This is a genomic window from Bradyrhizobium canariense, assembly GCF_019402665.1.
Lineage (GTDB): Bacteria > Pseudomonadota > Alphaproteobacteria > Rhizobiales > Xanthobacteraceae > Bradyrhizobium > Bradyrhizobium canariense.
This window is the reverse complement of record NZ_VSST01000084.1, coordinates 99,354-113,141: the sequence shown is the minus strand read 5'-3', so window position 1 is coordinate 113,141 and position 13,788 is coordinate 99,354. Positions and strand designations below refer to the sequence as shown.

General features: G+C 64.7%; 19 protein-coding genes. 7 read left to right on the top strand and 12 right to left on the bottom strand.

The genetic code is table 11. The annotated features are described in order from the left end of the window. Positions 1-79: 79 nt before the first annotated feature. The 6 genes from FXB41_RS35540 to FXB41_RS35515 all read right to left on the bottom strand — a co-directional run bounded on the left by FXB41_RS35540 (position 80) and on the right by FXB41_RS35515 (position 4,334). Positions 80-1,000 carry an SH3 domain-containing protein gene (locus FXB41_RS35540; protein ID WP_219685034.1) on the bottom strand — a complete coding sequence of 307 codons (921 nt, stop codon included), beginning with the start codon at positions 998-1,000 and terminating at the stop codon, positions 80-82. Between the two features lie 14 nt (positions 1,001-1,014). Then, entirely contained in the window at positions 1,015-1,311 is a 297-nt protein-coding gene (locus FXB41_RS35535) for a hypothetical protein (RefSeq protein WP_219685033.1), read from the bottom strand. A gap of 104 nt (positions 1,312-1,415) precedes the next feature. After that, positions 1,416-1,970, bottom strand: a complete 555-nt coding sequence (locus tag FXB41_RS35530; protein ID WP_007602177.1) for an inner membrane-spanning protein YciB — start codon at positions 1,968-1,970, stop codon at positions 1,416-1,418. 12 nt (positions 1,971-1,982) lie between these two features. Then, a complete protein-coding gene (locus tag FXB41_RS35525) occupies positions 1,983-2,558 on the bottom strand; it encodes a hypothetical protein (protein WP_219685031.1) in 576 nt (191 codons plus the stop codon). 77 nt (positions 2,559-2,635) lie between these two features. Further along, positions 2,636-2,896, bottom strand: coding sequence for a hypothetical protein (locus FXB41_RS35520; RefSeq protein WP_219685030.1), 261 nt, complete (start codon positions 2,894-2,896; stop codon positions 2,636-2,638). A 40-nt stretch (positions 2,897-2,936) separates the two neighbouring features. After that, positions 2,937-4,334 (bottom strand): carotenoid oxygenase family protein, encoded by a 1,398-nt coding sequence (locus FXB41_RS35515; RefSeq protein ID WP_219685028.1) that lies wholly within the window; start codon positions 4,332-4,334, stop codon positions 2,937-2,939. A 106-nt stretch (positions 4,335-4,440) separates the two neighbouring features. Between FXB41_RS35515 and FXB41_RS35510 the strand changes: the two genes are divergently transcribed. Further along, positions 4,441-5,166: a TetR/AcrR family transcriptional regulator gene (locus FXB41_RS35510; protein WP_219685027.1), complete on the top strand. Its 726-nt coding sequence runs from the start codon at positions 4,441-4,443 to the stop codon at positions 5,164-5,166. 50 nt (positions 5,167-5,216) lie between these two features. Here the strand turns inward: FXB41_RS35510 and FXB41_RS35505 are convergent, their stop codons facing one another. Beyond that, on the bottom strand, positions 5,217-5,837 hold the full coding sequence (locus FXB41_RS35505; protein WP_219685075.1) for a hypothetical protein: 621 nt from the start codon (positions 5,835-5,837) through the stop codon (positions 5,217-5,219). Between the two features lie 165 nt (positions 5,838-6,002). On the opposite strand from FXB41_RS35505, the gene FXB41_RS35500 reads away from it, so the two are divergent. Then, positions 6,003-6,563 (top strand): SET domain-containing protein, encoded by a 561-nt coding sequence (locus tag FXB41_RS35500; protein WP_219685026.1) that lies wholly within the window; start codon positions 6,003-6,005, stop codon positions 6,561-6,563. Between the two features lie 143 nt (positions 6,564-6,706). Here FXB41_RS35500 and FXB41_RS35495 read toward each other — a convergent pair whose 3' ends face one another. Together FXB41_RS35495 and FXB41_RS35490 are read right to left on the bottom strand one after the other, a co-directional pair. Continuing rightward, the gene (locus FXB41_RS35495; RefSeq protein WP_007602185.1) at positions 6,707-7,105 is read right to left on the bottom strand and encodes a hypothetical protein; all 399 of its coding nucleotides are present in this window, start codon (positions 7,103-7,105) and stop codon (positions 6,707-6,709) included. Between the two features lie 37 nt (positions 7,106-7,142). Next, entirely contained in the window at positions 7,143-7,373 is a 231-nt protein-coding gene (locus FXB41_RS35490; RefSeq protein ID WP_219685025.1) for a hypothetical protein, read from the bottom strand. A gap of 101 nt (positions 7,374-7,474) precedes the next feature. On the opposite strand from FXB41_RS35490, the gene FXB41_RS35485 reads away from it, so the two are divergent. Together FXB41_RS35485 and FXB41_RS35480 are read left to right on the top strand one after the other, a co-directional pair. Continuing rightward, positions 7,475-8,296: a helix-turn-helix domain-containing protein gene (locus tag FXB41_RS35485; RefSeq protein ID WP_219685023.1), complete on the top strand. Its 822-nt coding sequence runs from the start codon at positions 7,475-7,477 to the stop codon at positions 8,294-8,296. Between the two features lie 67 nt (positions 8,297-8,363). After that, positions 8,364-9,029: a DsbA family oxidoreductase gene (locus FXB41_RS35480; protein WP_219685022.1), complete on the top strand. Its 666-nt coding sequence runs from the start codon at positions 8,364-8,366 to the stop codon at positions 9,027-9,029. Positions 9,030-9,037: 8 nt separating this feature from the next. Here FXB41_RS35480 and FXB41_RS35475 read toward each other — a convergent pair whose 3' ends face one another. The 3 genes from FXB41_RS35475 to FXB41_RS35465 form a co-directional block, all read right to left on the bottom strand. Further along, positions 9,038-10,201 carry a GNAT family N-acetyltransferase gene (locus FXB41_RS35475; RefSeq protein ID WP_219685021.1) on the bottom strand — a complete coding sequence of 388 codons (1,164 nt, stop codon included), beginning with the start codon at positions 10,199-10,201 and terminating at the stop codon, positions 9,038-9,040. 351 nt (positions 10,202-10,552) lie between these two features. Further along, a complete protein-coding gene (gene ccoG / locus FXB41_RS35470) occupies positions 10,553-11,992 on the bottom strand; it encodes a cytochrome c oxidase accessory protein CcoG (protein WP_219685020.1) in 1,440 nt (479 codons plus the stop codon). A gap of 34 nt (positions 11,993-12,026) precedes the next feature. Further along, the gene (locus FXB41_RS35465) at positions 12,027-12,347 is read right to left on the bottom strand and encodes an ArsR/SmtB family transcription factor (protein WP_007602193.1); all 321 of its coding nucleotides are present in this window, start codon (positions 12,345-12,347) and stop codon (positions 12,027-12,029) included. 90 nt (positions 12,348-12,437) lie between these two features. Here FXB41_RS35465 and FXB41_RS35460 point away from each other — a divergent pair, with 90 nt between their 5' ends. From FXB41_RS35460 to FXB41_RS35450, 3 genes are read left to right on the top strand one after another with little or no spacing between them, the layout of a single operon-like run. Next, positions 12,438-12,866, top strand: a complete 429-nt coding sequence (locus FXB41_RS35460; protein ID WP_007602194.1) for a YeeE/YedE family protein — start codon at positions 12,438-12,440, stop codon at positions 12,864-12,866. A gap of 5 nt (positions 12,867-12,871) precedes the next feature. Continuing rightward, positions 12,872-13,339, top strand: coding sequence for a DUF6691 family protein (locus FXB41_RS35455; protein ID WP_219685019.1), 468 nt, complete (start codon positions 12,872-12,874; stop codon positions 13,337-13,339). 21 nt (positions 13,340-13,360) lie between these two features. Further along, complete coding sequence (locus FXB41_RS35450) at positions 13,361-13,717, top strand: carboxymuconolactone decarboxylase family protein (RefSeq protein WP_007602197.1); 357 nt, start codon at positions 13,361-13,363, stop codon at positions 13,715-13,717. Positions 13,718-13,788: the final 71 nt, after the last annotated feature.

Sequence of the window (13,788 nt, the reverse complement as noted above, 5' to 3'; positions counted from 1 at the left end):
GGTCTGATATCTCGCCGCGAAACATGACCTCATCCTGAGGGCCCGCCGGAGGCGGGCGTCTCGAAGGATGGGCCGCAGGCTAACTGCAATTCGTGACCTGATTGGAGCACAGCCCGCGCCACCAGCCGCAGACGCCGTCCTCGCTTGCGACGAGGCCCCAGAGGCCGCTGCAAGCAAAGATGTGCTTCGGCCCGCCATCGGTGTCGATCGGGCCGCCGAGCTCGCGCTGGGCCGGCATCCATTTCGCGTCGACGAAGGGCGCCTGGAACAGGCCGCCCATGCGTGTCGCGCCATTTGCGTAGGACGCGCCGACCTTGTTGGAGGCGACCCAGCCGCGTCCGGCGTAGGGCTTAGGCGCGCTGCGCGGATATTTCTTGTCGTCCTCGTAGTCCCTGCCGGGCGGCTTGGCGCCTTCGATCAAAAACCAGCCGTTCTTGAAGCCGATGATGCGGAATTCGGTGAGCCAGCCGCCATCCGGCGTGTTCTCGCTGCCGCCGAGCTTGAGCAGGTAGGGCGGCGGAAGCGTGCCGAGCACACGCGCTTTGGTCGATGGTTCGGCACGCACGTTGAGGCCATCAGGATCCTTGTCGACGGACCATGCGCCGAAATCGCAGGGCTCGGTACCGTCGGGAAGCGTCGAGCGCTTGGCGGCGAGATCGGCATGCAGCTTTGCGAATTCGGTGTCGTCGTTGTCAGGATCCGGCCCGCTACGCGGCTTCAATGCGGCCGAGACTGCGCGCGTCGCATCCGACGTCAGCGCGACCACAAGAGCCTGGCGCGCGCCGAAAACGCTTGCAGGCGACTTCGGATCGTTCGACGAGATCGGATAGACGGCGAGGTAGCCCGTCGAACCTTCGGTTCGATAGGCCGTGCCGGCGACATAGCCTGCCGGTAGCATGGCGAGCGCGCTTGCCTGCCACGCCGGTTCGGCGTCGTCCGCGCGCGCCGCTTGTGCCGCGACACACAGGATCGTCGCCGCGATGAGACCGAGCGCGCGCACGGTTGACGCGCGGCTTAGGCGCGCGTGCCGGTGAACGGGAAGCTGCCCATCGGGCCGATGCCCATCTCACCGCTCATGCTGTCGCCCGAGACGGTTCCGATGAATTCGAGCGTCAACGGCATCGGATTGGTGATCGAGACCTTCCAGTTGACGGCATCGCCGCTGACGGTGCCGTCGAATATCTCGGCTGTATCGCCTTCCGCACCCTGCGTCCCTGTGAGCGTGCCGCCGGCAGCCGTCAGGCGCAGCGTCGCCTTGCGCTCGCCCATGGGGGTTGTCAGGGTCAGAGTCCAGTTGCCGTCGACGGCCATTCGCGTCTCCCAAGATCCCGGCGGACCGCGACGATCCGCGGGCCAGTCCCGGCCGAGCGTATAGCGCAACTCGCCGCTCGCGCCTAACGCTCCGTCGGAGGCATTTAGGCGCGGGCGGCGGCGCGCCGTCGGCTGGTGACGATGAGACGGAGCACGACATATTGCACGGCGAAAGCGAGGATCTTGGCGCCGCCCGCGACGACCGTGATGTAGAACGCCCACAGCTTCAGATCGCCTGTGGAGGCGACGGCGATCATGCCGGCGCCGATCACGAACATCAGCGCAGCCCAGGCATAACCTGCAGCCGTCACATATTCCGGAACGGTCTCTACGACGATCGCGGGCATGTAGCGCAGCATCCAGCCGCGCTTGAGCATGATGGCGCCGATCGCGAAATGCGCGATCGAGGGCTTTGCGAGCATGAAGCGGGGATCGTTGGTCAGCAGCGTGATCGTGCCGAGCACGACGACGAGCGCGACGCTCGCATAGGTCATGTAATTGACCTGCTGCCCCTTGACGCGCGCGTAGATCACCTGCGCGATCGCTCCGGCAATCGCCACCGACGTTGCCAGGACGACGTTGTCGGTCACGAGGTAGATGACCAGGAAGACGATGGCGGAGAAGAGGTCGGAGGCGAGGCGGGCGAATACGTCCTTCATCGTCGATCCTGTTCAGCGAGTGTGGGGCAATGCGCTGGCCGGCGGACCGTACTTGATCTGCCGATATTCGGGATACCATTTTGTGAAGTACATCGCGCTGTTGCGGGCGGCGAAGGCGACCGCAAGGCTCGACCAGAGCGGCAGGCCGGGGACATAGAGCAGCACGAGATTGGCGGCCGCCATCAGCAGCGCAGCCGCGGTCCATGCGCCGGTGATGATGTAATTGGCGTAGAGAAAGCCGGGCATTGCCGCGGTCTCGGCCGGCACGGCCTCCAGCGCGTATTGCAGCGTGAATGGACGGCGGACCAGCATCGAGCCGAGCGAGATGACGAAGATGCCGATGTCGACCGACAGCTTGACACCGAGTGTGCCGAGCGCCGGATCGAACAGCGCGAGGTGGATGCCGATTGCGGCGAATAGCAGCGCCGAGCTCATCGCCAGGATCTTCACCGATCGACCGCGCACGACATCGATCGCGACGGTGGCGAGACAGATTGCCGAGGCCACGAATACGCTGATCGTGGCCGATGTCATCAGCATCAGGAAGGTGAAGGCGCCGTAGGGCGCGAGGATCAGGAAAATCGCCATGGTCCGCCTCGGTCAGGCCTTATCTTTACGATGTAAAGATCAATAAGTCACGGGCGGAGCAGGGTCAAGCAAAATCTTTACAGTGTCAAAATGACGTAAGCGACTTCCAAAAATTGAATTGCTGCAACGGCTTGGTCGGCCATTTCGTCGATGAATCCGGCCCAGGGCAGGTAGGACAGCGCAGGTAACGCACAGGCGACCGAGAGGACGAGGGCGAGCAAGATACCGCCGTTGAAGACGGTTTGGCCGCTCCGCCGCGGCTGGATCATCTGAAGTGTGAGGGCGGCGCAGATCAGGACCAGGACGAGATAGTCCGCAGTGCTCGATGGCATGTGCATCAGAGACCTCTTTGGTGGCATCCGTGATGACGAGGAGCAGCTACTGCGCGCCGACCCAATTGCCGTGAAAACCGTCGGGCACGCGATGTCCGAGCTGCACCAGCGCCACGGGACCGGCCTCGATATCTCCAGCGTTGAACACGGCGAGGTCGCTCCGGTTCTCCCGCGCGCGCCAGACCACCGCCAGCAGCCAGCCATCGCCTTCTGCCGCATCTTTCGACCGCTGGACGAAGACCGGTTCAGAAATGGTGTCGCCGGCCGGCAGCAGATAATGGCCGAGGCGCTTGCCCTTGCCATCGACATGGACGACGCCGGACAACGCGCCGAACATCGGCAGCGTCGGATTGGCGCAGGCGTACCAGCCGTGACCGCTCTTCAATCCGGCGCGGCGGTCGTCGATGCGCGGGAATTCGCCGGTGAGATCGTCGAGATAGGTCTGCTGGAAGCGGTCGGTATTCCCGGCAAGATCAAACGTCCAGCGGCAATGGCGGGCGAAGGATTTCTCGGGATTGGTGGGCGTGCCGTCGGGATGCGTGAACAGTGGTGCTTCCTCGAACTGCATGACGTCGGCGATGATGCGGTCACCTTCCTCCCATGCATTCATGACGTGGAAGACGTAACAGGCCTCAGCGCGAAACCAGACGATGTCCTTCGCGCTGCCCTTGCGCTTGATCACGCCGACATAGGCGCCCTTGTCCGGCTCCCAGGCATAGGGCGGCCGCCCGCTCATCGCGCGCTCCATGCTGCCGGTGAGGGGCAGGATCGGAAACAGCAGGTGGTTTTCCGTGACGATGAAGTCGTGCACCATGCTGGCATAGGGCGCCTCGAAACGTTCGAAGCGCGTCGCCTTGCCGGACGCATCGATCGATCCGTAGGAGAGGGCAGGCGTCAGCGGTCCCGCCGCATTGTAGCCGAAGAACACCAGCTCGCCGGTGACGGGATCGATCTTCGGGTGCGCGGTGAAGGTGCCGGCGATGCGGCCTTGATAATTGTGATAGCCGCGCGTCGCCAGCGTACCGGGCTCGATCTCGGTCGGCAGATGCAACTCCTCCAACGCAAGCAGCTTGCCGGCATGGAAGATGATGTTGGTATTCGCAACGCCGCCGTCGGTCAGGTTCGCCGGGGTATCCGGCAGCTTGCGGCCAAAGCCGCCGAACAACGCGCGGCCGGCATCGTGCTCGGCCAGCCATTTCGACGTGCGGATCCAGCGGTTGCGATGGCTGGCGCGCCCGTTCTCGAGATGAAAGGCGTGCAGCATGCCGTCGCCGACGAACCAGTGCGCGACGGGCGACTCGAACTGCGGATTGGGGCCGTTGCGATAGAGCGTGCCGTTCAGCTCGCGCGGCAATTCACCGATGATTTTCAGGAAGGGCGCGTCGGCCTCGAACGGAATCGGACCGAGATTGTGGCGGCGTTCGGCAACGGCGTCCTGCTGCACGGCGTATCCTCCCTCATCTTTACATCGTAAAGATCAAATAGTCGTACGAGGAGTTCTGGTCAAGTGAAATCTTTACACTGTAAATATTGCGTCTTATAGCTGGCCTATGGGCAAGAGCGAAATCAGGACAGCAACCGCGCGCGGTGCGCGCACCCCAAAGAAGGCGAGCGCCCCGGCGCGCCTCGCGCGACGGACGGCGAGCGTCAAGGCCGAGGCGCCCTATCACCATGGCGCGCTGCGCGAGGCGCTGCTCCAGGCCGCCGAACGGGTGCTGGAGCGTGACGGGCTCGCCGGCCTGACATTGCGCGCCGTGGCGCGCGAGGCGGGCGTCTCGCATGCCGCGCCCACCCATCATTTCGGCGACCTCACCGGGCTTCTCAGTGAGCTCGCGGCGGTTGGCTTCCGCCAGTTCAATGCGGCGATGGCGTCGTCCTCCGACTCCGCCACCACCCCGATCGAGCGCGCGCTGGCGCGGCCGAAAGCCTATGTTGCCTATGCCCAGGCTCATCCCGGCATGTACGGCATCATGTTCCGCACCGAGCGCCTCGACTATTCCAGGCCGTCGCTGCACGAGGCCGCCGAGGCGTCCTTTGCCGGGCTCGCCAATGCCGTCGGCATGATGCGGCAGGAGCAGATCAGCGGCGACGCGCTGACGCTCCATCAGGGCGCCGCGATCGCGCGCGCGTGGTCGATGGTACATGGTTTTACCATGCTGCTGCTCGATGGGCGGCTGGAGGATATTCTGGGGCGCCTGCCCGAGGGCACGACTCCCGAACGACTGCTCGAGGCGATGCTGATGTCGCCCGTGACGGGGAAGCCGCCGGGCCCCTGATTCGGTCGGGACGAACGCAACCCGTGCGACGGTCGCGCCAAGACGGTGGCCTAGCGCATCGTCGCGAGCTCGACGGCTCGGCCGCGCGCGCCGATGATCTTCACCTCGTCCTTGCCGCAGGTAAAACTGCGGGCGAACTCGTCCGCGGCCTTGCGCGCGAGCTCATTGGCGTTCGGGTTGGCGATCGCGTCGACATAGGCGACATGGCAGACGGGGCCGGGTGGCAGCCGGGTCACGATCAGCATGGCCTTGGTGTTCGGCCGCTCCTCCTTGTCGGGATCGGTGCCATCGGCGATGTGCCAGCGCTGGATGATCGCAAACGGCCTGGCGGCCGCGGTGCGCCATTCGACGGTGGTCTCGGACGAGTTGAACGGGGCGAACCAGACTTTTGCCGCCGGTTCCTCGGCCGCAGCCCTGCGATTGCGGCCGACGGAGACGATTTCGCGAAGGTCGTCCTCGGCGATCAGGATCTCGAGGCCATCCTTGCCTTTGCAGACCCGCGTGGTGCTGCCGTCTAGCTCGCTGGGCTTGCCGATCTGGTGGCAATCCTTCGGGGCCGTCGAGGTATATTGGCTGCCCACGGATTGGGCGTCGGCGCGGTCGAGACCGCTGCACATCAGCAACATGGCCAGGAGCAGTATGGCCAAGCCTGCGGTGGTGATGCGGAACATGACGACGCCTTTGATCGAGCGGGAACTCCGTACCATCAGACGTCTTGATTGTGGGCAAGGTTCAAACAGTCTCGACAGACACCTGACAGCGGCGCGGAATCGTTCTAGAAGGGCGGCTTCGCTTGGGCTCTTTCAGCCTCATTCGCGTCCTCGTTTTTCGTGATCATGCCAGCCACCTCGTCGAACAAACCTTATCGCGTCGGCCGCTCGAAGACCGGGCTCGGCCTCTTCGCCACCAAGCCGATCAAGAAGGGCACCCGGATCATCCGTTATTACGGACCGATCCTGGACTCCCGGATTCCCGAGCACGACGACATCGAGAACAAGTACCTGTTCGAGCTCAACGGCCGCTGGACGATCGACGGCTCGGTGCGCAAGAACCTCGCGCGCTACATCAACCATTCGTGCCGGCCCAACGCCGAATCCGACGTCCGGCCGCGCGAGCGCAAGGTCTTCATCCGCGCTATCAAGAACATCGAGCCGGGCGAGGAGATCAATTACGACTACGGCACTGATTATTTCAAAGCCTATCTGAAGCCGATCGGCTGCAAGTGCGAATCTTGCGAGAAGAAGCGCAAGAAGCTGCGCGCCGAAGCGCGGACCGAGCGCGCCAAGGTGAGGGCGCGCGCGGAGCGTAAAGCGCAGAAGGCGGGGGCAAAGCCCGCCAAAAAGAAGAAGCTCAACGGCGTCGCTGTTGGCAAAGCCAACGGGCGCGCGCGGGCGTAGCCTGAGTTCGAGCTTCTGGCACAACTGTCATGCCCCGCGAAAGCGGGGCATCCAGTACGCCGCGGCCTTTTCGTATGCGACGACTGCCTCTGGAATACTGGGTCGCCCGGTCAAGCCGGGCGACGACAGCGAGTGATGCGGCCTCACGCAGCCAGCATACTCCCGCTCCTGCGCAATCCCACATATTGCAGTTCGGCAAACACGCCGGTCGCGATCGCCTGCGCCACGACCATGAGCTCGCCGGCAAGATTCGGCGACACCGCGCCCGAGAGCAGCAGCGCGATGCTGCCGACCGTCCAGGCCGCGTTGCCGACCACGACCAGCAGCACCAGCGGCTTTGCCACGGAGCCGCGCGAGGCGAGCCAACCGACGAGCGCGGTGTAGGCGATCAGGAACAGGCCGGTCTCGCGCAGCAGCGCTTCGGGCAGGTTGAACAGCGACGCGAACGCGCTGGCGCCGAAAGTGAAACCGAGAGCGGCGACGCCGCTGAAGATCGCGTCGGCAAGAAGCGCGCGGCGAAGCAAGGTGGATGCGTCAATCATCGTGGTCTCCATGGTTGGGTTGGGCTCGAGGTGAAAGTCAGTGCAATCCGCGCCACCAGGCGCGGAGCAGGCGGGCGAGGCGGAACGGGCAGAGGCTCCTGCCGACGCTGTGCTCGAAGGCTGTGACCTGCGCGACGACATAGTCGCCGGTCGAATGCACCAGCGGCTCCGGCATGTTGAGGCCGCGCGCCAGCATCCGGGTTGCGAGTGCCATGGCCCAGGGAACAAGGTGGTCTGCGACGGTCCGGTAGAGCAGCAGTGCGATCATGGTCGTCTCCTGTTGCGACCCAAGATGCGCCGGCCCGAGGCCCAATTCGATTACCTCCGACGTAATGGAAGGGCCGAAATCTGCGTGCTAGGTTTTCGACCATGACCGCACATGCATCCACGGCACAGGCCGAACGCAGCCAGCCGGTCCATATCGGCGACCATCTGCGCGAATGGCGGCAGCGCCGCCGCATGAGCCAGCTCGATCTCGCCGGCGAGGCCGAAATCTCGGCGCGGCATTTGAGCTTCGTCGAGACCGGCCGCGCCGCACCCTCGCGCGACATGGTGCTCAGATTAGCCGAGCGCCTCGACGTGCCCTTGCGCGAACGCAACGTGCTGCTGGTCGCAGCCGGTTACGCCCCGGCCTTTCCGCAGCGCCCGCTGGAGGATCCCGCCTTGAAATCAGCCCGCCAGGCGATCGACCTCGTCCTTAGGGCGCACGAGCCCAATCCGGCGCTGGCCTATGACCGCCACTGGAATCTGGTCTCGGCCAATCGCATGCTGGCGCCGCTGCTCGCCGGCATTCCGCAGCGACTGCTCGGTCAGCCCTTCAACGTGCTGAGGCTTGCCTTCCATCCCGAGGCTCTGGCGCCGCGCACGGTCAATCTCGCCGAATGGTGCGGACATCTGCTGGAGCGGCTGCACCGGCAATGCGAGGCGACCGCCGATCCCGAGCTGATCAAGCTGTACAACGACCTGAAGAGCTATCCGATCCCGGCGCGCGCGGCGCCGCTGTCGAGCGACAATGTCGCGATCCCTTTCAAGCTGCGACATGACGGGGAGATACTCAGTTTCTTCTCCACCACCATGGTGTTTGGTACGCCGGTCGATATCACGCTGTCGGAGCTGGCCCTGGAAACCTTCTTCCCGGCCGACGAGCGCACTGCCGAGCGGCTCCGACAAATGGCAGCAGCTATGAGCTAGCGGCCTTGCCTCGGAATGGGTTCGGCTTATCTTTGGGCACAACCCGCAACGCCCGAAGGAGGCGCTCATGAGCACCCTAAAGCCGCTCCAGATTGACGTCGTCTCCGACGTGGTATGCCCCTGGTGCTATATCGGCAAGCACCGGATCGAGAGCGCGCTGGCGCTGGTGCCCGACGTTCCGGTCAAGCTCAATTTCCGTCCCTTCTTCCTCAATCCCTGGGTGCCGTCCGAGGGCATCAGCCGGGAGGAGTATCTCACCAAGAAGTTCGGCTCGGTCGAGGCCTATAAGGGCATTGCGGGACGCGTCGTTGCGGCCGCGGGCGAAGAGGGGCTCGTCTATCGGCCCGAGCTTGTCGCGCGTCAGCCCAACACCACCGACTGCCACCGCCTGATCCTCTGGGCGGAGGCGATCGGCAAGGCGCCCGAGATGAAGCAGCGCCTGATGGAGCTCTACTTCCGCGACGGCGGCGACCTCACCGATTTGAACGTGCTGGTGCAGGCGGCTGCCGATGTCGGCCTCGATGCCGACGACGTGCGCAAGCGCCTTGTGACCGACGAGGACGTCGCGCGCGTGTCGGCGGACGCGCAGGAAGCCGCCGAGAAGGGCATCTCCGGCGTCCCGACCTACGTGTTCGCGCAGAAATACGCCGTCTCCGGCGCGCAGGATCCCAACATGCTCGCACGCGCCATCCGCGAGGTCTCGGCGGAGATCAACGCCCAGGCGGCGGAGTAGGAGCTATCCTATTTACGAAGCAGGCGAACTGCGCGGCGCGCCGCCGCGTAGGCGGTGCCGTGCGCCGCGAGCGCTCCGTGAACGAGCGCGACGATGGGGTCGTTCCGCAGCAACGGTATCAGCACGTCGCCGACGGCGAAACGCCCGCGCCAGATCGGGTTGATCATAGGGTGATCGGCGCTCGCGGTGGAATCCGCGCTGGCAATGGCCGGATCGGCGCAGAGGCGGCGGGTGAGCTCGAGCGTAAGCTGCACGCCCGGCGAATATCTTGCGAAGCGCTCGTCGATGCCGAGCTTGAAGAAGAAGGCGCGGTCCTGATGGCGCAGTACGATGCCGGCGGCCACGGGCGTCGCGCCGGCGCGAAGGGTGACGATCTCGCATTGCGCGGTTTCTGCCAGCGCGGGAACGGCGCGGCGGATGAAGGTTGCATCGCCGGCATGCTGGACCAGCGCGGTTCCGCGCTTGCCCTTCCAGCCACTGGCTTCGAGCTGCAAAAATGTCTCGAGCGCCGGCCTGATCTCGTCGGGGCTGCGCGCGACGTCGAACACGGCCGCGCCGTGTTCTTCGAGACGATGGCGCTGGCGGCGTAGCTCCTTGAGCTTTTTGGTGCCGAGCGCATCGCGAAGCAGCGTCTCACCGTCCTGGGTCGCGTCGAGGCTGGCGCGGATGTAGGAGTTGAGGAGGCGCGGCTTCAGGCCGTCGCGATTCAGAACCTGGTTGAGGGCGGTCATTGCCGCCCCATCGAGCGCGACATCGTTCAGCACGAGCGCATGCGCTCCGGCCGCGCGGGCCTGCTGCAACAGGCGCGCCGCTGCCTCGATCCGGGCATCGCGGTCGATCAGCGGGCTGCACAGCGTACCATAGGGATGCGCGCTCACCAGCGCGGGCAGGGGGATCTTCCATGCCCGCCAGAGCGAGATCACCGGCATCAGCCCGATCAGCCGCGATCCATCGCATGCGGAAAGCGCCGAGGCATCGGTGCGGCCGCGCGCGGTTGCGCTGACAGCGAGCTCCCAGCCCGGCAGGTAATATCCGTTCGGCTCGATCGCGCGCTGCGCGAGTGCGCGCCACTGGCTGGGTTCGATCGCCGTAAGCGGGACACGCGCGCGCGCCGCCGCGGCATGCTTTGCCGATGCCGGATTGATCGCAGCCTGGTGCGCGATATCGACCACGTCCCGTCGTCCCCGTTCAGGAGGCCATGCTTAGCGCAAAGATTGGAAAATACCGTTGGGACGCCGCTTCAATTCGAGTGGTAATATTAACGTCCCGTTGAGCATGCGGCCACGAGCCGCCGCATGGCGATTGCATAGGGTGGCAGAAGGCTGCCGGACGACCTCGGCCTGCATGGTTCGAGACGCCCGCTTGTGCGGGCTCCTCACCATGAGGGTCTGAAATCTCGCCGCAAACCGCGACCTCATCCTGAGGGCCCGCCCCAGGCGGGCGTCTCGAAGGATGGCCGCAAGCAAGCTTTCCGCCGCATCTTTCAGCTGCGATAGGCCTGGCATGCAGCGGGAGACAGCTGGCTATCGGTCACCCGGCACGAAATGGTCGCGCGCGCTTGCTCGTCCGCCGCCGGCAGTGTCGGTGATCCCGATGTCGATGTCGCGCGAGGTCTGCGGCAGCTGGGCCGGGCCGACCTGCACCGACAGCCGGACCTCGCGGGTCTGATCCTGCCCGACCTCGACGACGGGCTTGCCGTCAGCTCCAACCTCGATGCCGGCGACGCGAATTGTCGCGCCCGGCAGGCCGGAGACCTCGAGCGCAAACGACCGCTGCTCGCCCTTGTTGAGGATGCGCAGGGTGTAGTCGTTGCGGACGCCGCCACCGGCGAGCTGAACGAAGAGTGGATTGCGCTCGTGTAGCACGTTGACGTCCATCGTCGCACGCGTGGCGAGCGCGTAGAGCATGATGCCGCCAGCGATGGCAATGGCCGCGGTATAGATCAGGGTGCGCGCGCGGATGATGCGGTAAATCGGCGCCTTGCCCTCGCTCCGGCGCTGCATGTTGATGTCGGTATCGTAGCCGATCAGGCCGGCGGGCCGGCCGATCTCCCGCATCACGTTGTCGCAGGCGTCGATGCACAGGCCGCATTGGATGCAGCCGAGCTGGATGCCGTGCCGGATGTCGACGCCGGTCGGGCAGACATTGATGCACTGGTGGCAGTCGATGCAGTCGCCCGCGATGTCGCCATGGGTGCGGGCGACCTGCGCCTTCTTCACCGACATGCGTGGCTCGCCACGGTCGCGGCAATACGTGACGTTGAGCGCCCATTCGTCGGTCAGCGCCGCCTGGATGCGCGGCCAGGGACACATGTAGATGCACATCTGCTCGCGGGCGTGACCTGCAAAGACGTAGGTCGTTGCGGTCAGGATGCCAATCCAGAGATAGGCGATGAACGGCGCCTGGAAGGTGGCGAGCTCCTTCACCAGCGTCGGCGCGTCGGCGAAATAGAGCACCCAGGCGCCGCCGGTCCACCAGGCGATCATGATCCAGAGAAAGTGCTTGGTTGCGACCTTCCGGATGTGACCAAAGGTCCAGTAGCGCTTGTCGCCCAGCATGCGCTCGCGCCGGTCGCCCTCGACCCAGCGTTCCACTGCATAGAACAAATCGGTCCATAACGTCTGTGGGCACATGTAGCCGCACCAGATACGACCGGCCACCGCGTTCATCAGGAACAGCACCATGGCGGCAATGATGAGCAGGCCCGTGAAGTAATAGACCTCCTGCGGCCACAGTTCGACGAAGAAGAAATAGAACCGGCGATGCGGCAAGTCGACCAGGACAGCCTGGTTCGGCAGGCCGGGTCCGCGGTTCCAGCGAATGAAGGGCAGCAGATAATAGGTCCCGAGCGTGACGCAGAGGATCGCCCATTTGATGCGACGGAACGGCCCGTGGACCGATTGCGGGTAGACCTTCTTCCGCTTCTCGTAGAGCGGTCCCTCGATGATGGTGTCGTCGGTCATCCTGCGCTCCTCGCGTCTAGCGCAAGCGAGAGGCCTATCCGGGAGTGCAGAAGAGGCGGTACAGCGTCTCCAGCAACGCGCGGACTTCCTGGCTCGCGATACTGTAGTATATCGTCTGACCATCCCTTCTGGGTTTGACCAGGCTCAATGCGCGCATCTTGCCGAGATGCTGAGATAGTGCGGCCGACGACAGGCCCGCGATGTCGGCGAGTTCGCCGACCGACTTCTCGCCGTCCAGCATGTTGCAGAGGACCAGCAGTCGCTTCGGATTGCCCATGGCCGTGAGGAGGCGGGAAGCCTCCTCAGCCTTCTCCTCAAGCGCGACCAACTCTTGATTGCGGAGCTTGCGTTTCATGGCCGACATATATATTAGTATATTCGAAAATACGAAAGAACTAAAATAAAGGTATCCGCCCGCGCCGGGCGTGCTCGATCCGGAGGTCGCATGGTCTCGACATCATTTACGCCAATCGCCTCCCTTGTTGGCGGTGCGCTGATTGGCTTGTCTGCCGTTCTGCTGATGTGGGCGACGGGGCGGATCGCCGGCGTCAGCGGCATCGCGGCGCGGCTGTTTCCCCCTTACGAGGACCGCCAATTTCCTGGCCGGCTTGCCTTCATCGCAGGCCTCGTCGCCGCGCCCGTGCTCGTGCTGCTCGTCACCGGAAGCCTGCCGGCGCAGACAATCGAGGCGAATCCGGTCGTTTTGATTGTCGGCGGCTTGCTTACGGGCTTCGGTTCGGTCTGGGGCAGTGGCTGCACCTCCGGCCACGGCGTCTGCGGCCTGTCGCGGCTCTCGGCGCGCTCGCTGGTCGCGACCATGACCTTTATGGCGACCGGCATGGCGACGGTCCTCGTGATGCGGCACTGGAACTGATGGCGATGGCTATACCGGTTCAATTCTTGATCGGCGTGATTTTCGGCCTGGGCCTGATCGTCTCGGGCATGGCGAATCCGGCGAAGGTCCTGAACTTCCTCGACGTCGGCGGCATCCCGGCGGGGACCTGGGATGCGAGCCTTGCCTTCGTGATGGCCGGCGCGGTGGCCGTGACTTTCACCGGCTTCAAACGCGTCCTGAAGCTCGCGCGGCCCTACTTCGCCGAACGATTTTATCTTCCGACGCGCAACGACATCGATCCCAGGATCATCGCAGGCCCCCCGATCTTCGGTGTGGGTTGGGGGCTGGCGGGCTTCTGTCCGGGGCCGGCGCTGACCGCGCTCGGATTTGGCTCCGTGTCTGCCGTCATCTTCGTCGTTGCGATGAGTGCCGGCATGGCGCTCGCCCGCTTCGTCGCTCACCTGCCGTCATTGACGCGCTTCGTCACGCCGGCCGATCCGTTCGACACCTAGAGTAAACGCAGAGAGTAAGTCATGGACAAGAATTACCCCGAGATCACCCGCCAAATCTCCGCCAACATGCGCAAGCTGCGCAGCGACATTCCCGACACCATGAAGGGATTTTCCGCGCTTGCACAGGCCGCCACGCGCGACGGCGCGCTGGACAAGAAGACCAAGGAAATGATTGCGCTCGCGCTCGGCGTTGCCGCGCATTGCGATGGCTGCATCGGCTTCCATACCGAAGCTTTGGTCAAGCTCGGTGCAACGCGCGAGGAGGTCGAGGAGACGCTCGGCATGGCCGTCTACATGGGCGGCGGGCCGTCGCTGATGTATGCCGCGGATGCGATCGCGGCCTACGAGCAGTTCCAGCAGCAGACAGTTGCTGCCTGACGTCTGCGACACGAATCGCATGGGCGGGACCGGACGAGTTGTCTCGTTCGGTCCCGCCTGTCATGTCATCA